Genomic DNA, 22542 nt, shown 5'->3' on the forward strand with positions numbered 1-22542 from the left:
GATTGAGGAATGCCCGCGTCAGCCCCTGCCACAGACCTTGTCGATCGACTGCTACACCTTTCCCACCAACTGGGGAGGGAGGAGCGCAAATTGGCGATTCTGGGCGAGGGAAACACCTCGGCGCGCCGCGATGGGGAAACGTTCTGGGTCAAGGCAAGTGGTTCCAATCTGGGGTCGCTTTCGCCCGCTGATCTGACGGCCTGCCGTTTTGCCGGACTGCTGCCGCTGCTTGATCGCAAGCGCATGAGTGATCAGGCGATTGATGAGGCATTGTTTGCCGCGCGACTGGATGAGTCGGCGCGGAAACCTTCGGTTGAGGCGATTTTTCACGCCTGGCTGCTGACACTTCCGGAGGTGAACTTTGTGGGGCATTGTCATCCGGTGGCGGTGAATTCGCTCCTGTGCACCGCGATGGGACGCACGTTTGCGCGTCGCCGGGTTTTCCCGGATGAAGTCGTGTGCTGCGGTGTGGAGAGTGTTTATGTTCCCTACGCTGATCCTGGCTTGAAGCTCGCGCAGGCCATTCGGTTGGCAACGCAGGCGCACATCCGGCGACTCGCCCGGCCGCCTCGATTGATCCTCCTGGAGAACCACGGATTGATAGCCCTGGGTTCCAGTCCGTCCTCAGTTCTGGCTTCGACCCTCATGGCGGTGAAGGCGGCGGAGATTTTCGCCTGCGCGCTTGCGACGGGTGCAAAGCCGCGGTTCCTGACGGCGGCGCAGGTCTTGCGCATCGCGGGCCGTCCGGACGAGCATTACCGCCAGAAGGCGCTTGGCATTTGATTCCATTTTTTGCCCATGAAAACGTACACCCATGTCAATCATCTCTGGGATGACGCCAAGGCGTCGAAGCTCGATGCCGTCGGCCGCCTGGTCTACCGCTCCAATCTCCTTGGAAGCGATCAGCGCGTCACCAACACCGGAGGCGGAAACACGTCCTCGAAGATCACGGAAACGGATCCGCTGACCGGCAAGCCGGTCGAAGTCCTTTGGGTGAAGGGGTCGGGCGGCGACCTGCGCACCAGCACGCGCGAGAACTTCTCCTCACTGTATCAGGACAAGCTTGTCGGGCTCCAGTCGCTTTACGCGGCCCGGAAGGACAAGGGCCTGAAATCGCCGGCGGAGGACGAGATGGTGGGCATGTACACCCACACGACGTTCAATCTCAATCCGCGCGCCTCGTCGATCGACACCCCGCTGCACTCGTTCATTCCGGGCAAGTTTGTCGATCACATGCATCCGAATGCGATCATCGCGATCGCGGCTTCGCAGAACTGCGAGAAGCTGACGCGGGAGATTTTCGGCGACGCCATGGCGTATGTTCCGTGGATGCGTCCGGGTTTCGAACTCGGGCTCGCCATGCAGAGGATCGCGCGCGAGCAGCCCAATGTGCGGGCGATCATGATGGGCCAGCATGGCTTCATCTCATGGGCGGATGACGAGAAGCAGTGCTACACGCTGACGCTCGACATGATCGAGAAGGCGGCGGTCTACATCGAGCAGAAGTACCAGGCCAAGGGCGGTGACGCCGCGGCCTTCGGCGGCGCGAAACATGCGTCGCTTTCGCCGGAGAAGCGTCAGGCCGCTTTCGCCACCATACTCCCCTGGCTGCGCGGACAGGTGTCGAAGGAGAAGCGCTTCATCGGCACCGTGCAGGACGACGAGCGCATTCTGCGCTTCGTGAATTCCAGGGATGCCGCGCGCCTGGCTGAGCTGGGAACGTCGTGTCCCGACCATTTTCTGCGCACGAAGATCAAGCCGCTTTATGTGGATTGGAACCCGCAGACGGAGGATGCAGCGGCGCTCAAGGCGAAGCTTGCGGCGGGACTTGTGCAGTACCGCAAGGACTACGAGGCGTATTACACGAAATGCCGTCATGCGAACTCGCCCGCGATGCGCGATGCCAATCCGACGGTGGTGCTCATTCCCGGGCTCGGCATGATTGCCTGGGGCAAGGACAAGTCGGAATCGCGCGTCACCGCCGAATTCTACAACTGCGCCGTCGAGGTCATGCGCGGCGCGGAGGCGATTGATCGCTACATCGCGCTGCCGCAGCAGGAGGCGTTCGACATCGAGTACTGGCTGCTGGAGGAGGCGAAACTGAAGCGCATGCCGGCGGAGAAGGAACTCGCCCGCCAGGTGATCGTGGTTGTCGGTGCGGGCTCCGGCATCGGCAAGGAAACCGCCCATCGCCTGGTGAAGGAAGGCGCCCACATTGTGTGCGTCGACCTCAACGAGGCGGCCGCCCAGGCCACGGCGAAGGAAATCACGGACAAGTACGGGCTGGGCATCGGGGTAGCCGGGTCTGGGATTTCCAACTGCGGTCCATCCCTCGGACTCTCCGCGAACGTGACCGACCGCGCCAGTGTGCGCCGCATGCTCGATCAGGTGGCGCTGGCCTATGGCGGGTTCGACTCGATCTGCGTCACGGCGGGCACGTTTGTCGCGAGCGACGTCACGGGTCACATTCCCGACGACAAGTGGGCGATGACCTTCGCGATCAATGTGACGGGCAGCTACATCGTCGGCGACGAGGCGGCGAAGAGCTGGAAGGAGCAGGGGCTGCGCGGCAGTCTGGTCCTCACCACATCGGCCAATGCGGTTGTGGCGAAGAAGGGCTCGGTGGCGTACGACACGTCGAAGGCCGCGGCGAATCATCTGGTTCGCGAGCTGGCCATCGAGCTCGCGCCGCTGGTGCGAGTGAATGGCGTGGCGCCTGCGACGGTCGTGCAGGGGTCCGCGATGTTCCCGCGCGACCGCGTGATTGGGTCGCTCGCCAAGTACAATATTCCCTACACTGAGGATGAGGCGACCGAGAGCCTCGTGCGAAAACTGGCGCAGTTCTATGCGGATCGCACGCTGACGAAGTCGCCGATCACACCGGCTGACCAGGCGGAGGCGTACTTTCTGCTCGTGACCCAGCGGCTTTCGAAGACGACGGGCCAGGTGCTGACGGTCGACGGCGGACTGCACGAGGCGTTTCTGCGCTGATTGCGGTAGGCCCGACAGAAGAGCGGAATTGCAGTTTCAACGTGACCCGGCCGGGAGAATTTCCGGCCGGGTCATTTTTTCAGCGGGCACGGTCCGTGACCGGACGTGCGTCCTGTGGAGCCGCGTGGCTCAGGGCGCGAGTGGATTGTGGGTGCGTCCGCGGATTTGTGCGGCGAGCCGGGTCACCACGGGGCGCAGGATGAAATTGAGGGGCAGGACGATGAGGGGCATGCTGATGATCCACGCGGTCAGCGCATGTACGCCCGCCCATCCGAAACGGTGAAGAAAATCGAGGAAGGGCTGGTGGCGGAACGTGTCGATCAGGATGGGAATGGAAAAGGGGATGCGTTCCGCGCCCCAGATCGCCTCGCCGACGCGCACGTAGACGATCACCATGATGAGATGGACCGGACCGAGAAGGTGATTCAATGCCTGCAGTATGGGTTGGTTCAGTCGGAATCGAAATCCCACCGCAAAATTGAGCAGGGAGGTGAAGCCGAGAAAGGGAAACATGGAAAGCCATGATCCCAGCGCCAGTGTGAAGGCGATGCGGTCAGGGGCCACTCCCTGGGTCACCACGGCGATGACCGGATCGACGATGCGCCGCTGCCAGAATGTGCGCGGTCTGGTGGCAGGAACTGCTGACGCGAGAGGAGTGGTTGGCGGATCGATCACACGGTGGAACAGGACATCGGGCTGTGCTTCAGTGAAGCGGCGGCCTCTGTTCAGGAAAAGTGGCGCAAGGCAGGCATGAATCCCGTCAGGATGTCGAACTGTTGGACAGCAGCAATCCCCAGCTTGGGTGAAAGCTGTCCGAGGGATGTTTCTGACATGGATTCAACAGCATACAAAAACCACTCTCGTTTCTGAGAGTGGTTCTTGAGCGGGAGAGCCTTGATTGGGCCTAGAATGTCACGCGAACGCCGCAATTGAAGGTAATCGGCGGCCCAAAAAACACTTCCGCGCGCTGTGCGCTATGGGACGGCGCCAGATTCAGACCGACGGCCTCGAATTGGCTGTTGTCGGTGGCATCAGAAATATAGACTTTGTCAGTCAAGTTCAGGATGTGAAGGAACACGCTGATGTCTGCATTCCTGAAACCAAAGGGCAGATCATAGTTCGTATGGAGATCGTAGATGCTGTAGCTGGGAATTTTCCAAGGCTGTGCACGATCGTCGGGTCCACCGCGTGATTCGGGAGTGTAGTCTGACCAGTAGCGGTCATACCAGCGCCCCTGCAGCTTGAGCGAAAGGCCACGTGTGGGACGAAAGGTGACGGCATAGGCAATCTGCGATTGCGGTGCATCGCCGACTTTCAGGTTCTTCGAGTAGACCTTGCCGCTATAGGCAGGATTGGTCGCCTGAGTGCTGATGAAGTATTGCTCGCTGTTGAGAACATCGTCTGTGTATATCCAGTCGCCGAACGATGCTGCTGCGTCGAAGCGCAGCCAGCGATTGACCCGGTAGGCCGCTTCGATTTCCAGGCCAGCGTAGTCGGAGTTCAATCCGTACAGGTAGGTGATGGTATCAGCAGTTTCCGAGGTGATGGATACTGTGCGATCACGCCACTGGGTAAAATAGTAACCTGCAGAGACATTGAGGTTGCGATTGGGCGAAAGATACCGGAGGCCGGCTTCAACCGATTTGAATTTTTCATTCTGCGGCTTCTTGACGAACTGGCCCACGGTATCGTTGATCGCCCCATCAAAAATCGGTGCCTTGGTCACCCAGCCGGCGTTCGCATAAACGCCGAGGTTGGCATTGATCGAATATTGGAGACCGCCCTTGGCTTGCTTGCCGTCAAATGTGTTCGAATCCAGCTTGAAGGTTGCATTGGAGCCTGGGGATGCACGCCGGAAAAGGTCTTCATAGCCAAACTTCACGCTGGAATATCCAACGACGCCAAACGCAGTGATCCGGTCATGTTCGTACTGCCCCTGCAGGAAGAGACCGAGCCAGTCCACGGAATTCGTGTTGTTGTAGTCAACCCTGTCTCCAAGCCGCAGCTGCGTGTTGGTTCCCGCGTCCCAAAACTGGCTGGCTTGCGGGACGGTAGGCAGATAATATTCTCCCCCCAGAAGATCGCGGACTTCGCGGAAATGTGTGATTTCCGCAGTGCGCCAATCCGCGCCAGCGGTAAATTTCCATTCATTGCTGAGCTCGTAGGCGAGTTTGGAGACGATACCGAATTGATCCTGATTGTTTACGCTGTTGCGCAAGATGCCCAAGGAGCGGCCGGGTGTTTTTGCAGAACCATTGGCCGCGACTGCGCCCGCATTGCTGGCGATGGTCGCATCCCAATTTATGTTGCTGCCGTAGCGCGTATCGGAGTTCGGGTAGCGGCCGAAAGCTGCGGAGCTCGATCCGTTGTTAAGAGTACCCGAACCGCCGCCCCGGCCGCCGGAATAGTAGATTACGGACGAAAGCTTTAGACGGTCACTGAGAGTCGAGTACCAGTTTAGATTGACCTGCGGCTTGTGGAAATAATTGACGCTCTCATTGAGAAAATTCCGATCTTTCCGGGCATGGGTGCCGCCCCAGTAATATTGAAGACCGGCGTAGCTGGAGCTGACAGGAGCGACATTCTGATTGTAGTCCCTGCCGGCTCCGACTGGTCCTTGACGGAGCGCACCGGCGTTTGCGCCCGATGAGGTACTGTAGATTTGTGCATCGGTGTAGCCGAGACCGCGGGCGAAATCGATGTCGTAGGCCGCGATGTTCGAAGCAAAGCGTCGCTGCCCGTGTTGTTGCGGCGAGCCGATGGCAAAAAGCTCCAGGCGATTGCGGGCATTCACCTTCCACGTGGCGCCAAGGTAGTAGCCGTAACCTTCGACCCACGTCCCGCGTGCATAGCCATCGCCTTGTTTTGCGACCAATCCAACCGTAAACGCCACCTTGTCTTTCATCAGACCCGTGTTGAACACTGCGTTCGCCTTCATGAAGCTGTCGCTGCCTGCCTCCAACTTCACGGAGCCACTTCGGCGGGACGCGGCGGGATCTGTAATTATGTTCATCGTTCCGCCGATGGAGGGCATCGGCAGGGTGACGTTGCTCATGCCGCGCTGCACTTGGATCGTACTCGTGACATCGCCGAGTGCGTCCCAGTTCGACCAATAGAGCCAGCCGTTTTCTATGTCATTTGTCGGGACGCCGTTGATCAAGATCGCAACGTTTCGTTGATTGAATCCACGCACATTCACGCGGGCATCTCCGGCGGCACCGCCGTCGGTGGTGGCAAAGACGGACGGTGTCGAGTTGAGCACCAAGGGAAGGTCCTGTGATGCAAGTTCTCCAGCAATTACCGACTTGGGGACTTCCGTGAAAGCCACTGGAGTTCGACCTTCAATTGCTTGATCGGAAAGGCTTCTCATTTCGGTCACGTCAAACGCAGGGAGGCTGACGACCTCCTCGGTTGTCTGCGTCTGCTGCGCATGTACGACAACAGGAATCAGCATCGCTGCGAGTATCGCGGCAATTGCCGACCCGGCGGAAAACAATCTGAGCATTGGACTTCGGTTAGGTTGTTTCATCGGTTTGAAATGATCGTGCGTAGTCTTACGATCTCCCGCTACGTGATACGGCTTGGCTGCGTTTGCCAAACCCCTAATTGGGGCAATTTCTGACTTTCCCAATTATCGAGAATTTTCGGCTCAAGGCAGTCGATGCCTTACAGGTAATTTGCGAAGAATGATCCGCTGTGGCACTACCGAGTTCCGTCTCTACAAGGGAGCGGACAACTCGAGCCAGTCCGCATGCTCCCCGGCATGTCTGGCTATTTCATCGAGGATCGTTTCCGTCGGAGTGACAGGCTTCCATCCCCAGAGTTTGGCGGCTCGTGTCGAATCGAGAACAACCCAGGGAAGATCGAACGGGCGCGGCTTAGGGTCAGCACCTATCGCATGCTGGCCGAAGCGGGCGCTGCACCAGTCGCTCAATTGTCGAAGGGATCTCGCGGACGCGATTCCTCCGGAAACGTTGATCGTCCTGTCAGCCGGGGCGATGGACGGCGCGGCAAACTGCCTAGTGAGGAGCGGTATTAGATCGCGTGGATGCAGACAGTCGCGCACCTGATAGCCGTGTCCGCCGAAACCGATGTATTTCAGCGGGCGCCGGCGGAGGTGGCTGTTGATCCAGAACGCGAAGATGCCCTGATCCGCGCGGCCGAACTGGCCGGCTCCTGCGAGCACGCCGCAGCGATTGATGAACACGGGCAGGTCGAACGCAGCGCCGTATTCGAGGGCAAGCGCCTCGCTCGCCAGTTTCGTGGATCCGTAAAGTGAAACCGGGGCTGCCGTCGAGAACGATTCGCCAATGCCCTGGGCAGTCACGCCTGGAGGCAGGTTTGACGGGGACGTCCCGTCCCCTGGCGTCTCGAGATGAAACGCCGAGTCCCTTGCGGTGACCGGAAGCGCCGCCAGCCCTGGAATCGAGTAAACGCGACTCGTGCTCAGGAGAATGAAACCGGCGCGGTGCTGTTTGCAGAACTCCAGCATGTTGATGGTGCCGCCGAGATTGTGCTCCACCAGTTGGCGCGAGCTTGTTCTGCCATCGACGCCCGCGAGCACGCTCGGATTGGCGGCTGCGTCGATCACCCAGTCGAGGGCTGGAATCGATTCGAGATCGCTCGCCGCGCGCAGGTCGCCGTGGAAAAGCTTCACGCCCAGGCGGCGAAGCTCCTCGCGGTTGCGTTCGCTTCCTGGACGGATAAAATTGTCGACGCCGAGAAGCGTGTGACCCGCGCCGGACTCGGCGAGGGCGCGCGCCAGTGTATTGCCCACAAAGCCGCAGACACCGGTTATCAGGATGCGCATGGGGCAATGATTGATTCAATCCATGCGTGCCGGGAAGGCAATTTCCCAGGGAGTGGCCACGCCGCGCAGCCTGTTCCGTCACAATGCCTGCAAGAGCCCCGGCGCTTCCGGGTCTATATGCTCCAGGAGGGATTTTCCGCCGGTTCAGGCGCGACAAGGCGATCGATGTCCAGCAGGGGGCACACCTGATCCTTGACCTTGGCCATACCCAGGATGTACCGGGCGTCGATGCTTGATCCAAAATCAGGGGTGGGTTCGATCTCGGCGTCGGTGAGATTCAAGACGTCACTGACACCGTCCACGATCAGACCCATCTGCACGGTTTGAGCGGTGGGTAGCTTGACCTGGACAACGACAATGCACGTGGCGCTGCTGAGGGTGGCGGCCAGGCCGAATCGCACTCGAAGGTCGATGACCGGGATGACGCGCCCGCGCAGGTTGAACACGCCCTTGACGTGACCGGGCAACCTGGGCACCGGCGTGATTTTCTGCATGCGGATGATCTCGCGGACCTTCATGACGGCGATGCCGTAGGATTCACCGGCGAGCACCATCATGAGGTATTTGCCCGTGGCTTGCGGTGTCGGCCTTGTGGCTGGAGATTGAGCGGTCATCCTGTTCGGAAGTGCAAAGGAGTGGGTGAAAGGATCCAAAACGAGGTTTCGGCGCGACCGGAGCGCTCTTTAGCGAAAAGCGTGCTGGGATACTGTTTAGGTTTTGCGGAGGAGAGTCCGAATAGAATGGGAGGGGGTCCGCCTCCTTCGTCGGGCCATGTCTTTCTCTCCATCCATCATCAATGCCCTTGAGGAGGCGATCAACCGCCTCGCGGGCGAACTTGCGCTCGCCAGGCCGGGGCGGGACGATGGATTGATCCCGGCCTACAGTCTGCTCGGCGAACTGGCGGACCTGGCTGAGTCCGAACCGACCCTCGGTCAGCCGATTCTGCGCACCCGGGCCGCACTGGATGCGCTGCTGGAGCAAGCGCGGCCATTTGACGACCAGGCGTTGGAGGCGCTTTCAAACCTGGTTGACTGGCTTCCCTCCGCGATGGCCGCGATGCAGGCTGGCGAAAAAGCGGGCGGTTTTGGCGACGATCGAGCCGCACGTGTCGGCGCCCAGTCGCAGGCGGTTCAATCTCCTGAGCGGCCCGGTGGAGACGTCGTTCCGGCGGACTGTTTGTTGGATCTCAATCTGGACGAGAACCGCGACCTTCTGGAGGAGTTTCATGCCGAGGCGCTGGAGCACTTGAACCAGATCGAGATGTCGCTGCTTGTGCTGGACGGGGAGTCGGGAAATCGCGACGCGATCGACCAGATCTTCCGCTCGTTCCACACGATCAAGGGCGTGGCCGGCTTTCTTCAACTCAACCCGCTGCAGGCCCTGTCGCACGAGGTGGAGTCGCTCCTGGACAAGGCCAGAAGCGGACGGTCGACGCTGACACCGGCGATGATCACGCTGATTCTGCATTGCCGGGACGCGATGCTGCGGATGCTGGCGCAGATCGGCGCCGCGCTTCAGCAGGGGGAGCAGCCGAAGGAGCTGGTTCCGGTGGCGCTTCTGATCGAAAGGGTGCGGGAACTGGCGGCTTCGTTTGCGGGGGATGATGCCGGCGCCCCGCGGGGTCAGGATCGGCCGCCGGTGGACCGCGCGGAGTTGCGGGCGCCCGCCGGCGCGGCGGGGGCAGGCGGCGAGGGAGGCTCGTCGCGCACGATCCGGATAAGTACTCAAAAACTGGATACAATGATGGAGGTGGTGGGGGAGCTTGTGATCGCCCACACCCAGATTGCGGAGGCGTCGCGGGCGGTTGCCGAGGAGGCGTCGCCGCTCGCGGGCGTGGTCGCCCGGCTCGGACGAATCACCCGGGAGCTTCAGAACACGGCGATGGGCCTGCGCCTGGTGCCGGTCCGGCCGCTGTTTCAGAAGATGGGACGCCTCGTGCGGGATCTCGCGCGGCAGGGGGAAAAACCGTGCGCGTTTCAGACTTTTGGCGAGGAGACGGAGATCGACCGCGTGGTGGTTGAGGACATCGCGGATCCGCTGGTGCACATGATCCGGAACGCCGTGGACCATGGACTCGAGTCTCCGGAGGTGCGCGCCGCAGCAGGCAAACCGGCCTCCGGGACCATCACCTTGAAGGCCGTCCAGGAAGGCTCCCATGTCCGGATCGAGCTCAGTGACGACGGCAGGGGGATCGACGCCGACCGCGTGCATGCGAGGGCCGTGCAGAAGGGACTGGTCTCCGCCCATGCCGTGCTTTCACACGAGGAAAAGCTCAATCTGATCATTACGCCCGGATTCTCGACCACTGAAACCGTCACCGCCCTTTCCGGACGCGGTGTCGGCATGGATGTTGTCCTTCGCAACATCACGCGACTCCGAGGCAGCCTGCGTATCGAGACGGCTCCTGGAAAGGGAACCACGTTCCGCATCACGCTGCCGCTGACCCTCGCGATTGTTGACGGACTGGTTTTTCGCGTGGGCGGGGACAGGTTCATCCTGCCAAGCACAAGCGTGCGGAAGGTGTTTCGCCCGAGGGCGGGAATGATTTCAACATCGGACGGCCGCGGTGAAATGCTCGAGCACAAGGGGCGGTCGCTTCAGGTGCAGCGCCTCAGCCGGAAGTTCCAGATACCGGGTGCCGTTGAGGATCCGACGCAGGGCGTGGCGCTCCTGGTTGAGACGTCGGATCGCGTGACGGCCCTGCTGGTGGATGAAATGGTTGGCAGGCAGGAGGTGGTGATCAAGGACCTCGGCGGTTATCTTTCGCGGCTTCCCGGAATTTCGGGTGGAGCCATTCTCGGCGATGGCGACATCGCGCTCATCCTGGACCCGGTGTCACTCGTCGCCGCGTAGGAGACAAACGCATGACCACGATCACGATTGAGGAAGTCTGCCAGAAGGCGCTCCGGCTGCCGTGCTCCCCCGTGCTGCTGCCGCGCATCATTGAGGTGATGGAGCGGGAGGATGCGTCGATCGCGGAGCTGGAGAAGATCATCTGCATGGATCCGGTTCTCGCCAGTTCCACCCTTCGGCTCGCCAATTCCGCCTACTTTGCCTCGGGCAGCGCCAGGGTGGACCGGCTGGACGAGGCGATCCACAGGCTGGGGCTCACGGAAATCTACCGGCTGGCGGCGCTTTCGCTCGCGGGCAGATGGATGGCCCTGGATGCCGATGGTTATCGATGGGAGGCGGGGGACTCCTGCCGGCTGGCGCTGGTGACGGCGGTTGCCGCGGAATACCTGGCCGAGACAATGGGAGCGCTGGATCCGCGCTCGGCCTACACGGCGGGACTCGTCCACGAGGTGGGGAAACTGGCGGTTGCGTATTCATGTGGTGAATACTTTGGGCGGATTCGTGCGCACCAGCAGGAGAAGCGATGCACCTGGCTCAGGGCGGAGAAGGCGGTGCTGGGATTCGACCACGCCGACGTCGGATCGCGGCTGCTCGGGAAGTGGAATTTTCCGGACAGGCTTGTGGCGGTCGCGACATTCAACCCTCCGACGCATGCGGCGCCGGCGGAGATGCTGCCGCTGATCGTGAATGTGCATGCGGCCAAATACCTGGCTGTCTCGATGGGCGCGGGAGTTGCGGAGGACGGATTCCTTTTTGAGCTGCATTCGGGCCTGCTGCTGGAATGGGGCTACACGGCGGAGGTTCTCGAGAAGGCGCTGCCTGAGGTGTTAACCCGATCCAGCCGCCTCCTGCGGGAGAATCTCCTGCACGGTGTATTGAAATTTTGACGCGGGACACGGCTGTGGGCCGCTCAAGTGAGCGGACAAAATGCCGATAGGAGAATCAACCCACGGGGCTCCGGTTCAGGACCCGGACCACCCCTGCAGGTTGTTTCATAGTGTGTGTTTGTGTGGCTAACCGGCCGGGTGTCTTCATCCGGCCGGTTATTATTTTGCAGGCTGGACGCCGCGATGCCCCGTGGGGCGGGCCGGTGGCGGCTGTCAGACCAACTGGTCCGCGGGCTGCGTCACAGCCCTGCTGTTGCGGCGGATGGCACCGAGCAGTTCGCCGATGCGGATGGGCTTTCGCAGCACCTCGGCGGCGCCGAGGCTGCGGAGTTCGTCCAGGATGGCTGAGGTGATGTACCCACTGAGCACGACTACGGAAACGCTTATGCCGTCCCTCGCGAGTGCGGCGAGCAGGTCGCGGCCGCCGAGGTTTGGCATGTTGAGATCGGTGACCACCAGGTCGTAAAGCGTGGGTTCCAGCCGGATCAGTGCGAGCGCGGCCGCACCGTCCGTCGCCACGGTCACGCGGTGCCCGGAGCGTTCAAGGCCGAGCTTCAGGGCGCTCGCAACCATGTCATCGTCCTCGGCGAGGAGCACGTGCCGGCCGGGGCCCGCGGCCTCGAGAGCCGACTGGGCGGACGCGGGTTGCGGCGTGTTCACGGGCTTGGGACTCGGCAGGTAGACGCGGAATGTCGTTCCCTCTCCCTGGGTGCTTTCGAACTGCATCCAGCCTCCGAGGGCCTGGACGCTTTTGCGCGTGATGGCGAGTCCGAGCCCGGTGGCTTTTCCGTGATTCTTGGTGCTGAAGAAGGGTTCAAAGAGCCTCTGCTGCACCGCCTCGGACATTCCGGAGCCTGTATCGCTGATTTCGATGCACTGGCATGGCCGCGGCAGGCCGGGAGTCCGGCCACCCAGGCTGCGGTCCAGAGCCATCAGCGTGGAGGTGCCGATCCGGATCACCGGCCGCCACTCGGCCGGGGCCTTGGGAAGCCTTTCCATCACGGCATCGCGTGCATTGGAAAGGAGGTTGATGACGATCTGGGTGATCAGGGTCGGCTGCAGCGGCAGGGGAGGGAGGTCGGGGGCGAGGAGGACGATCACGCGGATGCGGGAGTCCAGTGTACGGCGAAGGAGTTCCACCGTGTCCTGCACATGGGGGTTCAGCGGCTGCCAGACCGCCACCTCCGAGTCGGTGTTTCGACCGAGCGCCAGGATTCTCTGGCCGAGCCCGATGGCCTGGGTGACGGCACCCCGGATGGGTTTGACCTGATCCCGAAGGCCGGGAAACTCCCGATTGGAATTTTCGAGCAGGTCGAGGTGAATGATGGCGGGAGTGAAGAGGTGATTCAGCTCCTGGGCGAGGCCGCAGGCGAGCTGTCCCATGGAGTCCAGTCGCTGAAGCTGGCGCATCTGGGCCTCGAGATCCGAGCGTGCGGTCATGTCCTGGACAAACGAAGTCATGCCGGTCAGGGATCCTCTCGAATCAAGATCGGCCATCAGCAGCCATTCGCAGACCACCCGGGTTCCGTCGGTGCGCGTGTGGGCGTGCTGCGCGCGGTGGTGGGTGCGTTCGATCTGAACCTGCCTCCAGTCGGCCTCGATCGCCGCGCGTTCATTGATGGGGAAGAGCAGATCCAGGCCGTTCTGCCCGATGGCGGCGGAGCCTGGGATGTTGAAGATGGCCTCCGCCGCAGGATTCCAGGAAAGGATTTTGAAGTCACTGTCCCATGTGATGAATCCCGCGGGTGACTGGCGGACCTGGAAGGCCAGGTTCCTTTCCGCGTCGCACAGTGCGGATTCCGCCGCGATTTGCGCGGTCATGTCGATGGCGCAGCCGAGGAGACCGACGACCTTGTCGCCCGAGCGCACGGGTGTGATTACGGCTTCAAAATGACGCGCGCCCTCGGGCTCGGCGGTGATGAACCGGTAGCTCACCCGTTCTCCGGAAAAGGCGCGGTGAATGGCGGACTCCCAGACGGCAAACGACTCCGGAGTCTGTATGTGGCTGCATTCGGCCGGCGTCCTGCCGATGAAGCCGTCGCCGCGTCGCGCTCTGGCGGCGCGATTGAACAGACAGAACCGGCCCGATTCATCGATGGCCCAGCATTCGTAGGGGAGATCCTCGAGATGGTTCTGGAGATGGAGCTGGCTGGCCAGGCGTGCGGACATGTGCATGTCGATGGCCCGGCGCCGGGCCGCCGACCTCAGCCAGGCCACACCCGCCGCCAGGATGGCCGCGAAGGAGAAGAGAATCAGGAGGTATGCGTAGGTGGGCATGGTGCGTTCTCACGCCAGCGAGTAGAGTTCCGTCCGATCCGGCGTTTTCAAAGTGAGGTTGCCCGTGGCCAGTTCGAGGTGAACCGTGCGATTGACGTTTCCGCCGAGGTCTTCCCCGCAGATCGCGATCTGGTAGACGCCGAGGATTTTCCGCACCGACGCCTCGTTGCGCTCTCCAATCCTGAAGGGATCCGTGCCGTTCAGAACACTCGCGCCTCCGGCGAGAAAGGTCCGGATGCGATGGCGCTCGAGCTTGATTCCCGAAAGGGAGCGGAAGAAAATCGGCAGTCCGGTGTCTGCGAACATCGCCGGCTGTTTCGCCGCCTTGTCCGGCGAAATGAGGGAATCCGGAAGCATGATGTGCAGAATGCCGCCGGCCTTCACCACCGGATCATAGGAGATGACGCCCACACAGGATCCAAGCGCATAGGTGCTCAGTGTCACCTGGGGATTGTTTGAGACCGCAAGGTCGCCGACGCCGATGATGACGCGCTGGGCGAAGAGTGCGGGAATGGAGGGGGCTCCGGCCATCGAAATCTAGCGATCCCTGCACCTTGCGTCCCTGGGGAGCGCAGCGCAGCACGAGGCTGAATGTGGAATTGGGACGCAATCGTCCATATCGATATCTACGGTTCCCCAAGGGTTGAACTTGAGCCACGCCCGGGTATTTCCCCCCGCGTGCGGGTGGATTTCCCGGAGCGGGCATTGCCCGTCGTTTGCGGTGCCGGCCGGAACTGCGTCGGCACCGGCTTGATCAGGAGTAAACCAGCAGACGCTGGCTTATCGGCGTCATGAGATTGTGGTTCCTGATTTTCGAAATCGTGCTCGCATTGAGCGTCTGTCCCTCGCTGACCAGCAGCAGGCCGTGCGGACTGTAGAGTCCATTCGCGAGGATCATGCCCGGCTGGAGCTCATCGAGCAGGATCTCACTCACCTTGCGGGGCAGTTGAAGCAGGTGCGTGACCTTGAGAAAGAGCCGCACCGCCTCGGGATCCAATGCCGTTCCCGATTGCGCGAGCACGGCCTCGATGCCCTGATCCTTGGGCAGGCCGCTTTCGACGAAGCAGACGGCGACGGCGAGACAGCGGGCCGTCCACGGTATGGACTCCCGGGAGAGGCGGTCGGGATAACCGGTTCCGTCAAAACGCTCGTGGTGGGCGCGAATCGTCTCGCCGACCTCCGGATGACTGTCGACGTAGGACGCCAGTGTCTGGCTGAAAACCGGGTGGGAGTTGATGGTGAGCCGGTCGGGCTCGCTCAGCTTCTCAGGATGCGTGCGGAACAGTCTCAGGGTGTCCCGGGGAATGCCTATCAAGCCGAGGTCGCACAACCATGCGCTCGCCTTCAGGATCCGCTTTTCCCTCTCGTTGAAATGCTCGGTGTCGGCCATCTTTCGCGCGATTTCAACCATCGCCTTGGTCTGGCCCGCTAGATACGGATCGAAGGTGCTGAGAATGCGGCTGCAGAGTTCGAGCGAGCGATCGTAGCTCGTCGAGAGCTCCCGATTCGCGACCGCAAGCGCCGCCTTCTGCTCCTCCAGATTCCTGATCTGGCTGGAGAGCGCGGCGTTCGCGATGGTGAGCTGCTCATTGAGGCGGCTGGCTTCGGCGTGAAGCCGTTCATTTTCCGTGACGAGCTGGTGGCGGGAGATGGCGTTCCTGACCGTGGCGGAAAGTTCCTCCCTGAGCCACGGTTTCGCCACAAAGCGGAAAATCTCACCCTTGTTGATCGCGTCGATGATCGTCGGCAGCGACAGAACGGCCGTGATGAGAATGCGCGAGGCGAGAGGATTGAATTTCCGGGATTCGATCAGGAAATCGAGTCCGAGCATTTCCGGCATGCGCTGGTCGGAAATGATGACGGCGAACTGCCGCGTGCGGAGAACCTCGAGCGCCTTCAGTGGATTGTCGCACGCGACCACCTGATACTTCTCGCGCTCGAGCGTGTCCCGAAGCGCCGCGAGCACTATCGGCTCATCATCGACGATGAGCACGGAGCTGCCGACAGGCGTCGTGGATGGCGGGGTCATGGAATGCGAAGCAGTTTTGCGAGCGCGTCCACAGCGTCCGGTTCCCTCGTGCCAGCCGGGAGAAACAGGTCAACCTGCGCCCGCAGGGCGCCCGTCTGCGCGCCGGCCTGGCTCGAAAGGTGCAGCGCGAGCCGGAGTCCCGGGTGATCACGGCGCAGCTCGGCAAGGAAGACGCGCAGGGAGGTGTCCGGTTCATCCTGGCTCACGAAAACAAAGTCCAGCCTGGCTCCCTCCTCGCGCAGGTGGCGCCGCGCGTGTTCGAGGGTCGCGATGGTGCGAATCGACCAGTCCCGTGAACGAAGCGCGTCCACCATCGGGCCTTCGTCAGTCATGTCCCGCTCGAAATACAATCCGCGAATCGTGCGCGGGATGGCGGCCTCGCCTGGGATTGTCGGGGCGGAATGGTCGAGATCGACCAGGGGAAGGACGAGCGCGATCTCGGTCCCGCGTCCGGCAGTGCTGCGGGCGGCAATCGTCCCCCCGCAGGATTCGGCAAAGAGCCGCGCGTGATAGAGTCCGAGTCCGGTGCCGCGCGCGGCATCCTTCGTGGTGAAGAAGGGATCGAAAATGCGCTCCAGGTGCGCCGGGAGGATCCCCATTCCATTGTCCGAAAAGGTGAGCATCACGGAATGGGTCTGAAGCGGCGGCACCGCGGGACTCGAACCCGGCGCGGGAGTCTGTCCGGCTGCAAGGGCGTGCAGCGCGATCCTGATGTCACCCGGACCGCGCAGCGCGTCGCGCGCATTCATCGCGAGATTCACCAGGGTCTGGCGGAACGCCGTCTCGTCGATGTAGACCGGCCATTCGCCGTCCTCCAGCGGACCGGCGAGCTGTGCGCCGCGTGGCAGGATGACCTTGAGCAGGTCGAGCTGCTCGCGCACGATTCGTCCGAGATTGACATACGTTTTTTCCCCGGAGGATTCACGGTTCAATTCGAGGATCTTCCGAAGCAGGCGCTGGGCCTGGCCGGCGTTCTCCTTGATGAGACCGAGGCCGTCCCGCAGGGGGTGACGGTTTGGCAGCGTGTTGTGATAGAGTTCACTCAGCGAAAAGATGCCGGTCATCACATTGCTGTAGTCCTGGAGCAGGCCGGTCGTGAGGGTTGAGAGTGACTCCTTCCATGCCCGGCTGTTCAGCCGGTGCTCGGCGATCTTCTGCCTCGTGATGTCGAGCCAGATGCCCTCGTGTCCCAGAAGGAGGCCGTCAGCGGTCCGCACCGGGGTGCGGATGTCGAGCAGGTAGAGATAGGTTCCGGACTGGGGATTCAGGATGCGGTAGACCTGGGAAAAGGGTCGCTGCGCCGTGCGGTTGCGTTCGAGTTCGGCGTGAAAGGCGCGTTCGTCCGCCTCGTGGATCAGGCGCAGGAATGGCTGGCCGTTCTTCGCCAGAGGCTGTGGATGAATGCCGACGAGCGATTCGAAACCGGGTCCGATTGACGCGAAGGAAAAGTCCGAGCGTTGGTGAAAAACCACGCCTGGAAGCAGGGTGAGCGTCTGGTCGAGGCGCGCCTCGACGGTGCGAAGCCGCAGGAAGATCCTGGCGAAGGACGACGGGTCGGGGGACAGATCGGCGAGGCCGAGATGCTTGAGTTCCGCCGGCGCTGCGAGCTCCGGGGTGAGGGTCACGGTCATCGCGTCTCCGAAACGCAGACGATGTAGGCCGAGCCCGATGCCCGGCTTGCCGGCGGTGAGTTCAGGCAGGAAGAGCGGAAGTTCGGATTCGAACAGGGAGCCGGGCAGCGCCCGCGCCCAGGCCGGCGAGACATCGGCGAGCGCCTGACGCAGGGAGCCGCCTTCCTCCGCCTTCGCAAAGAGCGAGTCGTCCCCGGAGATGCTCCTCGCCTGAATGCGATCCTGCGCGTCAATGATGAACTGGGCGCAGTTCAACGGTCCGCGCGGAGCGCCGCACACATCGGCGGCCCATGCCGGTGCCACGGATCGGTGCGCGGGAAGCGCGGGAGGCGAAGCGGGCGCTTCTGAAGGAATGGATGGCGCGAATTCAACCGTGGGCATGTGCGGAAAGGGCTGGGCTACTGGTAGCCGGGGAGAAGGGATGCACGGCCGGTACCGTGCCGGCGCAGGAAATGAGGTGGGCGGCGATGCTTTCGAGCGGTATGCGGTGCCGGGCTGCTCCGGTTTCCCATGCGGCGCGGGGCATGCCGTAGACCGCGGAGCTGGCTTCATCCTGGGCAAATGTCAGCGCACCCTTTTCGCGCAATCGCCGTAGTCCGTCGGCTCCGTCGCGGCCCATTCCCGTGAGCAATCCGGCGATGACGTGCGGGCCGGCTCTTTCGGCGGCTGATCTGAACAGGATGTCGACCGCGGGACGCTGGTGCCAGATGTGCGGCCCACCGACAACGCGGACGCAATAGCCTCCGGAGTCGCAGTCGACCAGCAGGTGATGGTTTCCGGGCGCAATGAGCGCAAGACCTGGAAGCAGCCGGTCGCCGTCAGCCGCCTCGCGCACGGCAATCCGGCACTGTGAGTCGAGCCGCTGGGCGAGGGCCCTGGAAAACAGGGCGGGGATGTGCTGGACGATCGCGATCGGCGGGAAATCGGACGGCAGGCGGGGAAGGATTTTCTGCAGGGCATCGGTGCCGCCGGTTGACGCCCCGAGCAGGACCAGGCGGCGCGCCGCGTGCGGGAGCGGCGCTATGTTCCCGGCGGAAGCAAAGTTGGAGGCCTCTGTCACGCGAAGGTTGTGGTGCGCCATGGACAATGAGCTTCGCTAGAGGGGGCTTCGGTAGACCGCGGACTCCACCTGCTCCAGATCGTGGCGGATTCCGGTGAGGCTTTCAGCATGCCCCACGATGAGATAGCCTCCCGGCACGAGCAGATCGCCAAGTCGCCGCACGAGGTCCTGCCGGGTGGCCCGATCGAAATAGATCATGACGTTGCGGCAGAAGATCACGTGAAACCGGTCCGAGAAGGGTGGCGGGCCTTCCAGCAGATTCATCTGCCGGAACGTGACGGATTCCTGGAAGCAGGATTTCACGCGAAAGTAGCCCTCCTGTGGTCCGAAGCCCTTCTGGAAACAGCTTCTCGCAAGCCGGGCCGGTACATTCTTCATGGACTCCTTCGAGTAGATGCCGACGCGAGCGCGCTGAAGAACGCGATGGGAAATGTCCGTGGCCTCGATATGGACGGGCCAGGCGGGTTTGACATTCCCGAGCGCCCGCATCAGCGAAATGGCGATGGAGTAGGGTTCCTCACCCGTCGAGCAGGCCGCACACCAGACCTTGAATGCCGGCCACGCCTTTCCCTGGCGCAGGGCGATCATCTCAGGAACCACGGTCTCCGTGAGAAAGTCGAAATGCTTCGGTTCGCGGAAAAAGTAGGTGTGGTGAGTCGATATCGCGTCGATGAGATGCGACAACTCATCCCCTCCCGCCCTGCCCTGGAGGTAGCGGCAGTACTCACCGATTGACGTCAGGTTCGTCGCCCTGAGCCGGTGTCCCAGCCGGGCGCTCACCAATTCCTTTTTTCGTGGCCCAAGATGGATGCGACTGTGCTGGTAAACCAGCTCCCGGATGTACTGATAATCGCGGTCGAGCATGAGTATCCTAACGCCTATCGGCGCTTTTGATCTCCAATAAAGGTTTCCCCCCGGAAAACAGGCGCATCACGCGGGGCGGTCCGTGGCCCGGCAAGTTTTGCCGCCGGCGGTCACGAGGCCGCTTCCGGCGTTTGATTTGCGGCCTCGAGTGAGGCCATTGAATGTTTTATCTAATTATTAGACAGTGTGTTGGAGTACACGTCGCCTCGCATGGCACGCGCATTGCAAAGGCGGGGAGGTCATGGTTGATCCGATCTTTCAGTCCGCCAACTACCAGCTTGCGCGCAAGTTGCTGGACGCGTCGGTCCTGAGGCAGAGTGCGATCGCATCGAACATAGCCAATGCGGAGACTCCCGGGTTCAGACGTCTCGATCTCTCGCCGGATTTTGCAGCCCAGCTGAAGTCGCGCCTGGCGGATGGGCGTCAGGATTTTTCAGGTGTGAACCCGGTGCTGGCCGAGGACGCGCAGGCTCGCGCGGTTCGCCCCGACGGAAACTCCGTCGAGGTTGAAAAGGAGCTGCTCGAGATGAATCGCAATACGGTCGAGTACGAATTCCTGACAGACCTCGTGAGCAGAAACATCAAGCAACTGCGGCTGGCCATAACAGGCCGTGCGGTGTGATGAGGCATGCACCCCAGGAAATTTTGACCCCCGCCCCCTCCGCTTTCCCATGAATCTCATCGGTGCGATTGATGTAACGTCCGGAGCCCTCAATGCGCAGCGCACGCGCCTTGATGTCGTGGCGCAGAACATCGCCAATGCGCAGACAACCCATGGCATCGATGGCGCGCCCTACCAGCGCCGCATGGTGTCATTTGAAACCGAGCTGCTTCGCAAGCAGGGAACACCTGGCGCGGCGCTGCAGACGGTGCGCGTGGGTGAGATCACGACCGACAAGTCGCCGGGCCAGCGCGTCTACGATCCCCAGCATCCGGATGCCGGCGCGGATGGCATGGTGCAGCTACCCAATGTGAATCTCGCGTATGAAATGGTCGACTTGATCACGGCCACGCGTGCGTATGAGGCCAATCTCTCCGTGGCAAAGAACGCGCGCCAGATGGCCATCAAGGCGCTTGAAATCGGCCGTTAATCCCTCCTCCCGCGACCCGCATCTTCCTGATCCCCATGTCACTCATCGGTTCCATCAGTGGTGTCCAGCACGCCGTCCCCCAGCGCCTCTCGGGCACAGGTTCTGTCGAGGGGCCATTCCCAGCGCTCTCCCCGAAGGGCGGCGGAGCCATTCCGCTGACGGACGCGCAGCCGGCGAGCTTCAGCTCGATCTTCGAGACCATGGTCGCCGCGGTGGATGCCAAACAGTCGGAGGCCCAGGCTTTGACGCGGCAGGTGCTGCTCGGCCAGAACGACCAGCTTCACTCCAGCGTCATCGCCATGCAGGAGGCCGGTGTTGCGTTTCAACTGATGGTCGAGGTCCGCAACAAACTCGTGGACTCCTATCAGGAACTGATGCGCATGCCGGTGTAGTTGAAAAACACCGACGCTCCCCGACCACTCTCCCTATCACCGCTGCGAACGGCGCATGAAATCATTTGCCACCTCCCTCCTCGGACTCTGGAAACAACTCGGCCTCAATCAGCGCGTCACCCTCTCTGTCGCCACCGCCGCACTGGTGGCGGGTCTGATCGCGCTGGTCATGTGGTCGCGACAGCCCGACTACCAGCTTCTCTACGGCCGGCTTTCGGAAAAGGACGCCTCGCAGATCGTGAGCGCACTGCAGTCGCAAAACATCCCGCACCGCGTGACCAATGGCGGGGGCACGATCTACGTGCCGGCGGACCAGGTGCATCGCCTGCGCATGGAACTCGCGGGCAAGGGCGTGCCCACCGGCGACGGCGTGGGCTTCGAGATCTTCGACAAGGGCCAGTTCGGTCTCTCGGATTTTGTGCAGCGGACAAACTATCTCCGCGCCCTGCAGGGGGAGCTCGGCCGAACCGTCAGCCAGCTCGACGGCGTTCGCAGCGCCCGGGTGATGATCGTCCAGCCTGAGAACCGCCTGCTGCTCACAGGCCAGGGGGTCAAACCCACGGCCTCGGTTTTCGTTGAACTCGCCGGCTCGCGTCTCGACGTGGAGGCGGTGAACAGCATCCGGCATCTCGTGGCCAATGCGGTCCAGGGCCTCGATCCGGACGAGGTGGCCGTGGTCGACCAGAAGGGCAGGGTGCTTTCCGAGGACCTGCGGCAGGACCCCCTGCTCAGCACCGCCTCTTCGCAGATGCGTTATCGCCAGCAGATCGAGGACTACCTCGCGAAGAAGGTGGAAACGATGCTGGTCCCGGTGCTCGGAAATGGAAACGCCGTCGTGCGCGTCTCCGCCGAAATCGACACGGAATCCACGACGATGATGCAGGAAAAATTTGACCCGGATGGTCAGGTCGTGCGCTCGCAGACGAGCACGGATGACATTTCCAACTCCACCGAACGGCACAATGTCGGCGTCGTCGGCGTCACCGCCAACACCCCTGACAAGCCGGGCACGACAACGGCCGAAGCGGCGCGCCCGACAAACGTGACCGAATCCAATCGCAAGAACCGCACGACTAGCTACGAGATCAACCGCTCCGTCACCAACACCACCCGTCAGCCGGGTTCGGTGAAGAACATCACGGCCTCCGTCTTTGTCGCGCAGCGGATGGTCGCCGCACCTGCCGCCGCCGACGGAAAACCCGCTGCGCCCGTGCCGCAGCCCCGCACCCCGGAGGAACTCCAGGCCTTGCGGCAGATCGTCCTGAACGCGCTCGGCGTGAAACCGGCCGCTGGACAGCCGATCGAGTCCGTGGTGACGCTTCAGGAGGTTCCCTTCCAGTCGGAACCTGTCTCGGCCGGCATCGAACGCATTGAGTCCGCCACACGCGTCCAGGGATGGATCGAGGGCGCGAGCCGCTACATTGCCGTCGCTGTCGCGCTCGGCGTCCTGGCTGTCTTCTGGAGGATGCTCGGCCGCCAGAAGCCGGAGACCGTCCCGGTAGAGCTCCTGACGGTGGATCCGCGCAGCGCGCAGCACCAGATCCAGGGAGGCGCCGCGCTCACACCCGAGCTGCTCAACGATCTCATCAGGCAGAAGCCGGCGAACATTGGAACGGCCCTGCGCGACTGGGTCGCCGTGAAGAAGACGTAGCCCGGC

General features: G+C 62.2%; 18 protein-coding genes. 8 read left to right on the top strand and 10 right to left on the bottom strand.

From position 1 onward, the window contains the following. The first annotated feature begins 9 nt into the window (after positions 1-9). Positions 10-783, top strand: coding sequence for a class II aldolase/adducin family protein (locus tag HS122_07505; GenBank protein MBE7538242.1), 774 nt, complete (start codon positions 10-12; stop codon positions 781-783). 15 nt (positions 784-798) lie between these two features. Further along, a complete protein-coding gene (locus tag HS122_07510; protein ID MBE7538243.1) occupies positions 799-2991 on the top strand; it encodes a bifunctional rhamnulose-1-phosphate aldolase/short-chain dehydrogenase in 2193 nt (730 codons plus the stop codon). A 129-nt stretch (positions 2992-3120) separates the two neighbouring features. Here the strand turns inward: HS122_07510 and HS122_07515 are convergent, their stop codons facing one another. From HS122_07515 to HS122_07530, 4 genes are all read right to left on the bottom strand, one after another. After that, positions 3121-3666: a DUF2062 domain-containing protein gene (locus HS122_07515; GenBank protein ID MBE7538244.1), complete on the bottom strand. Its 546-nt coding sequence runs from the start codon at positions 3664-3666 to the stop codon at positions 3121-3123. A 229-nt stretch (positions 3667-3895) separates the two neighbouring features. Then, positions 3896-6445 (bottom strand): TonB-dependent receptor plug domain-containing protein, encoded by a 2550-nt coding sequence (locus tag HS122_07520; protein ID MBE7538245.1) that lies wholly within the window; start codon positions 6443-6445, stop codon positions 3896-3898. 264 nt (positions 6446-6709) lie between these two features. After that, a complete protein-coding gene (locus tag HS122_07525) occupies positions 6710-7801 on the bottom strand; it encodes an NAD-dependent epimerase/dehydratase family protein (protein MBE7538246.1) in 1092 nt (363 codons plus the stop codon). Between the two features lie 113 nt (positions 7802-7914). Beyond that, entirely contained in the window at positions 7915-8415 is a 501-nt protein-coding gene (locus HS122_07530) for a purine-binding chemotaxis protein CheW (protein MBE7538247.1), read from the bottom strand. Between the two features lie 157 nt (positions 8416-8572). On the opposite strand from HS122_07530, the gene HS122_07535 reads away from it, so the two are divergent. Then, positions 8573-10654 (top strand): chemotaxis protein CheA, encoded by a 2082-nt coding sequence (locus tag HS122_07535; GenBank protein MBE7538248.1) that lies wholly within the window; start codon positions 8573-8575, stop codon positions 10652-10654. A gap of 11 nt (positions 10655-10665) precedes the next feature. After that, positions 10666-11541 carry an HDOD domain-containing protein gene (locus tag HS122_07540; protein MBE7538249.1) on the top strand — a complete coding sequence of 292 codons (876 nt, stop codon included), beginning with the start codon at positions 10666-10668 and terminating at the stop codon, positions 11539-11541. Positions 11542-11754: 213 nt separating this feature from the next. On the opposite strand, the gene HS122_07545 is transcribed toward HS122_07540, so the two are convergent. From HS122_07545 to HS122_07570, 6 genes are all read right to left on the bottom strand, one after another. Further along, positions 11755-13818, bottom strand: a complete 2064-nt coding sequence (locus HS122_07545; GenBank protein ID MBE7538250.1) for a PAS domain-containing protein — start codon at positions 13816-13818, stop codon at positions 11755-11757. Positions 13819-13827: 9 nt separating this feature from the next. Beyond that, complete coding sequence (locus HS122_07550; protein ID MBE7538251.1) at positions 13828-14349, bottom strand: chemotaxis protein CheD; 522 nt, start codon at positions 14347-14349, stop codon at positions 13828-13830. A 223-nt stretch (positions 14350-14572) separates the two neighbouring features. Further along, a complete protein-coding gene (locus HS122_07555; GenBank protein ID MBE7538252.1) occupies positions 14573-15847 on the bottom strand; it encodes a response regulator in 1275 nt (424 codons plus the stop codon). Further along, positions 15844-17859: a PAS domain-containing protein gene (locus HS122_07560; protein MBE7538253.1), complete on the bottom strand. Its 2016-nt coding sequence runs from the start codon at positions 17857-17859 to the stop codon at positions 15844-15846. Before HS122_07560 ends, HS122_07555 begins: the two co-directional genes overlap by 4 nt. After that, positions 17846-18559, bottom strand: coding sequence for a chemotaxis protein CheB (locus HS122_07565; GenBank protein MBE7538254.1), 714 nt, complete (start codon positions 18557-18559; stop codon positions 17846-17848). The genes HS122_07560 and HS122_07565 overlap by 14 nt, the downstream gene beginning before the upstream one ends. Before the next feature lie 15 nt (positions 18560-18574). Continuing rightward, positions 18575-19402 (bottom strand): protein-glutamate O-methyltransferase CheR, encoded by an 828-nt coding sequence (locus tag HS122_07570; protein ID MBE7538255.1) that lies wholly within the window; start codon positions 19400-19402, stop codon positions 18575-18577. 241 nt (positions 19403-19643) lie between these two features. Between HS122_07570 and flgB the strand changes: the two genes are divergently transcribed. Genes flgB through fliF form a run of 4 tightly spaced genes read left to right on the top strand, consistent with a single transcriptional unit; the run spans position 19644 to position 22536 of the window. After that, complete coding sequence (gene flgB / locus HS122_07575) at positions 19644-20024, top strand: flagellar basal body rod protein FlgB (protein ID MBE7538256.1); 381 nt, start codon at positions 19644-19646, stop codon at positions 20022-20024. A gap of 49 nt (positions 20025-20073) precedes the next feature. Further along, the gene (gene flgC / locus HS122_07580) at positions 20074-20493 is read left to right on the top strand and encodes a flagellar basal body rod protein FlgC (protein MBE7538257.1); all 420 of its coding nucleotides are present in this window, start codon (positions 20074-20076) and stop codon (positions 20491-20493) included. A gap of 35 nt (positions 20494-20528) precedes the next feature. Next, a complete protein-coding gene (gene fliE, locus HS122_07585; protein MBE7538258.1) occupies positions 20529-20885 on the top strand; it encodes a flagellar hook-basal body complex protein FliE in 357 nt (118 codons plus the stop codon). A 55-nt stretch (positions 20886-20940) separates the two neighbouring features. Then, complete coding sequence (gene fliF / locus HS122_07590) at positions 20941-22536, top strand: flagellar M-ring protein FliF (GenBank protein MBE7538259.1); 1596 nt, start codon at positions 20941-20943, stop codon at positions 22534-22536. Positions 22537-22542 lie beyond the last annotated feature (6 nt).

The organism is Opitutaceae bacterium (assembly GCA_015075305.1).
Lineage (GTDB): Bacteria > Verrucomicrobiota > Verrucomicrobiia > Opitutales > Opitutaceae > UBA6669.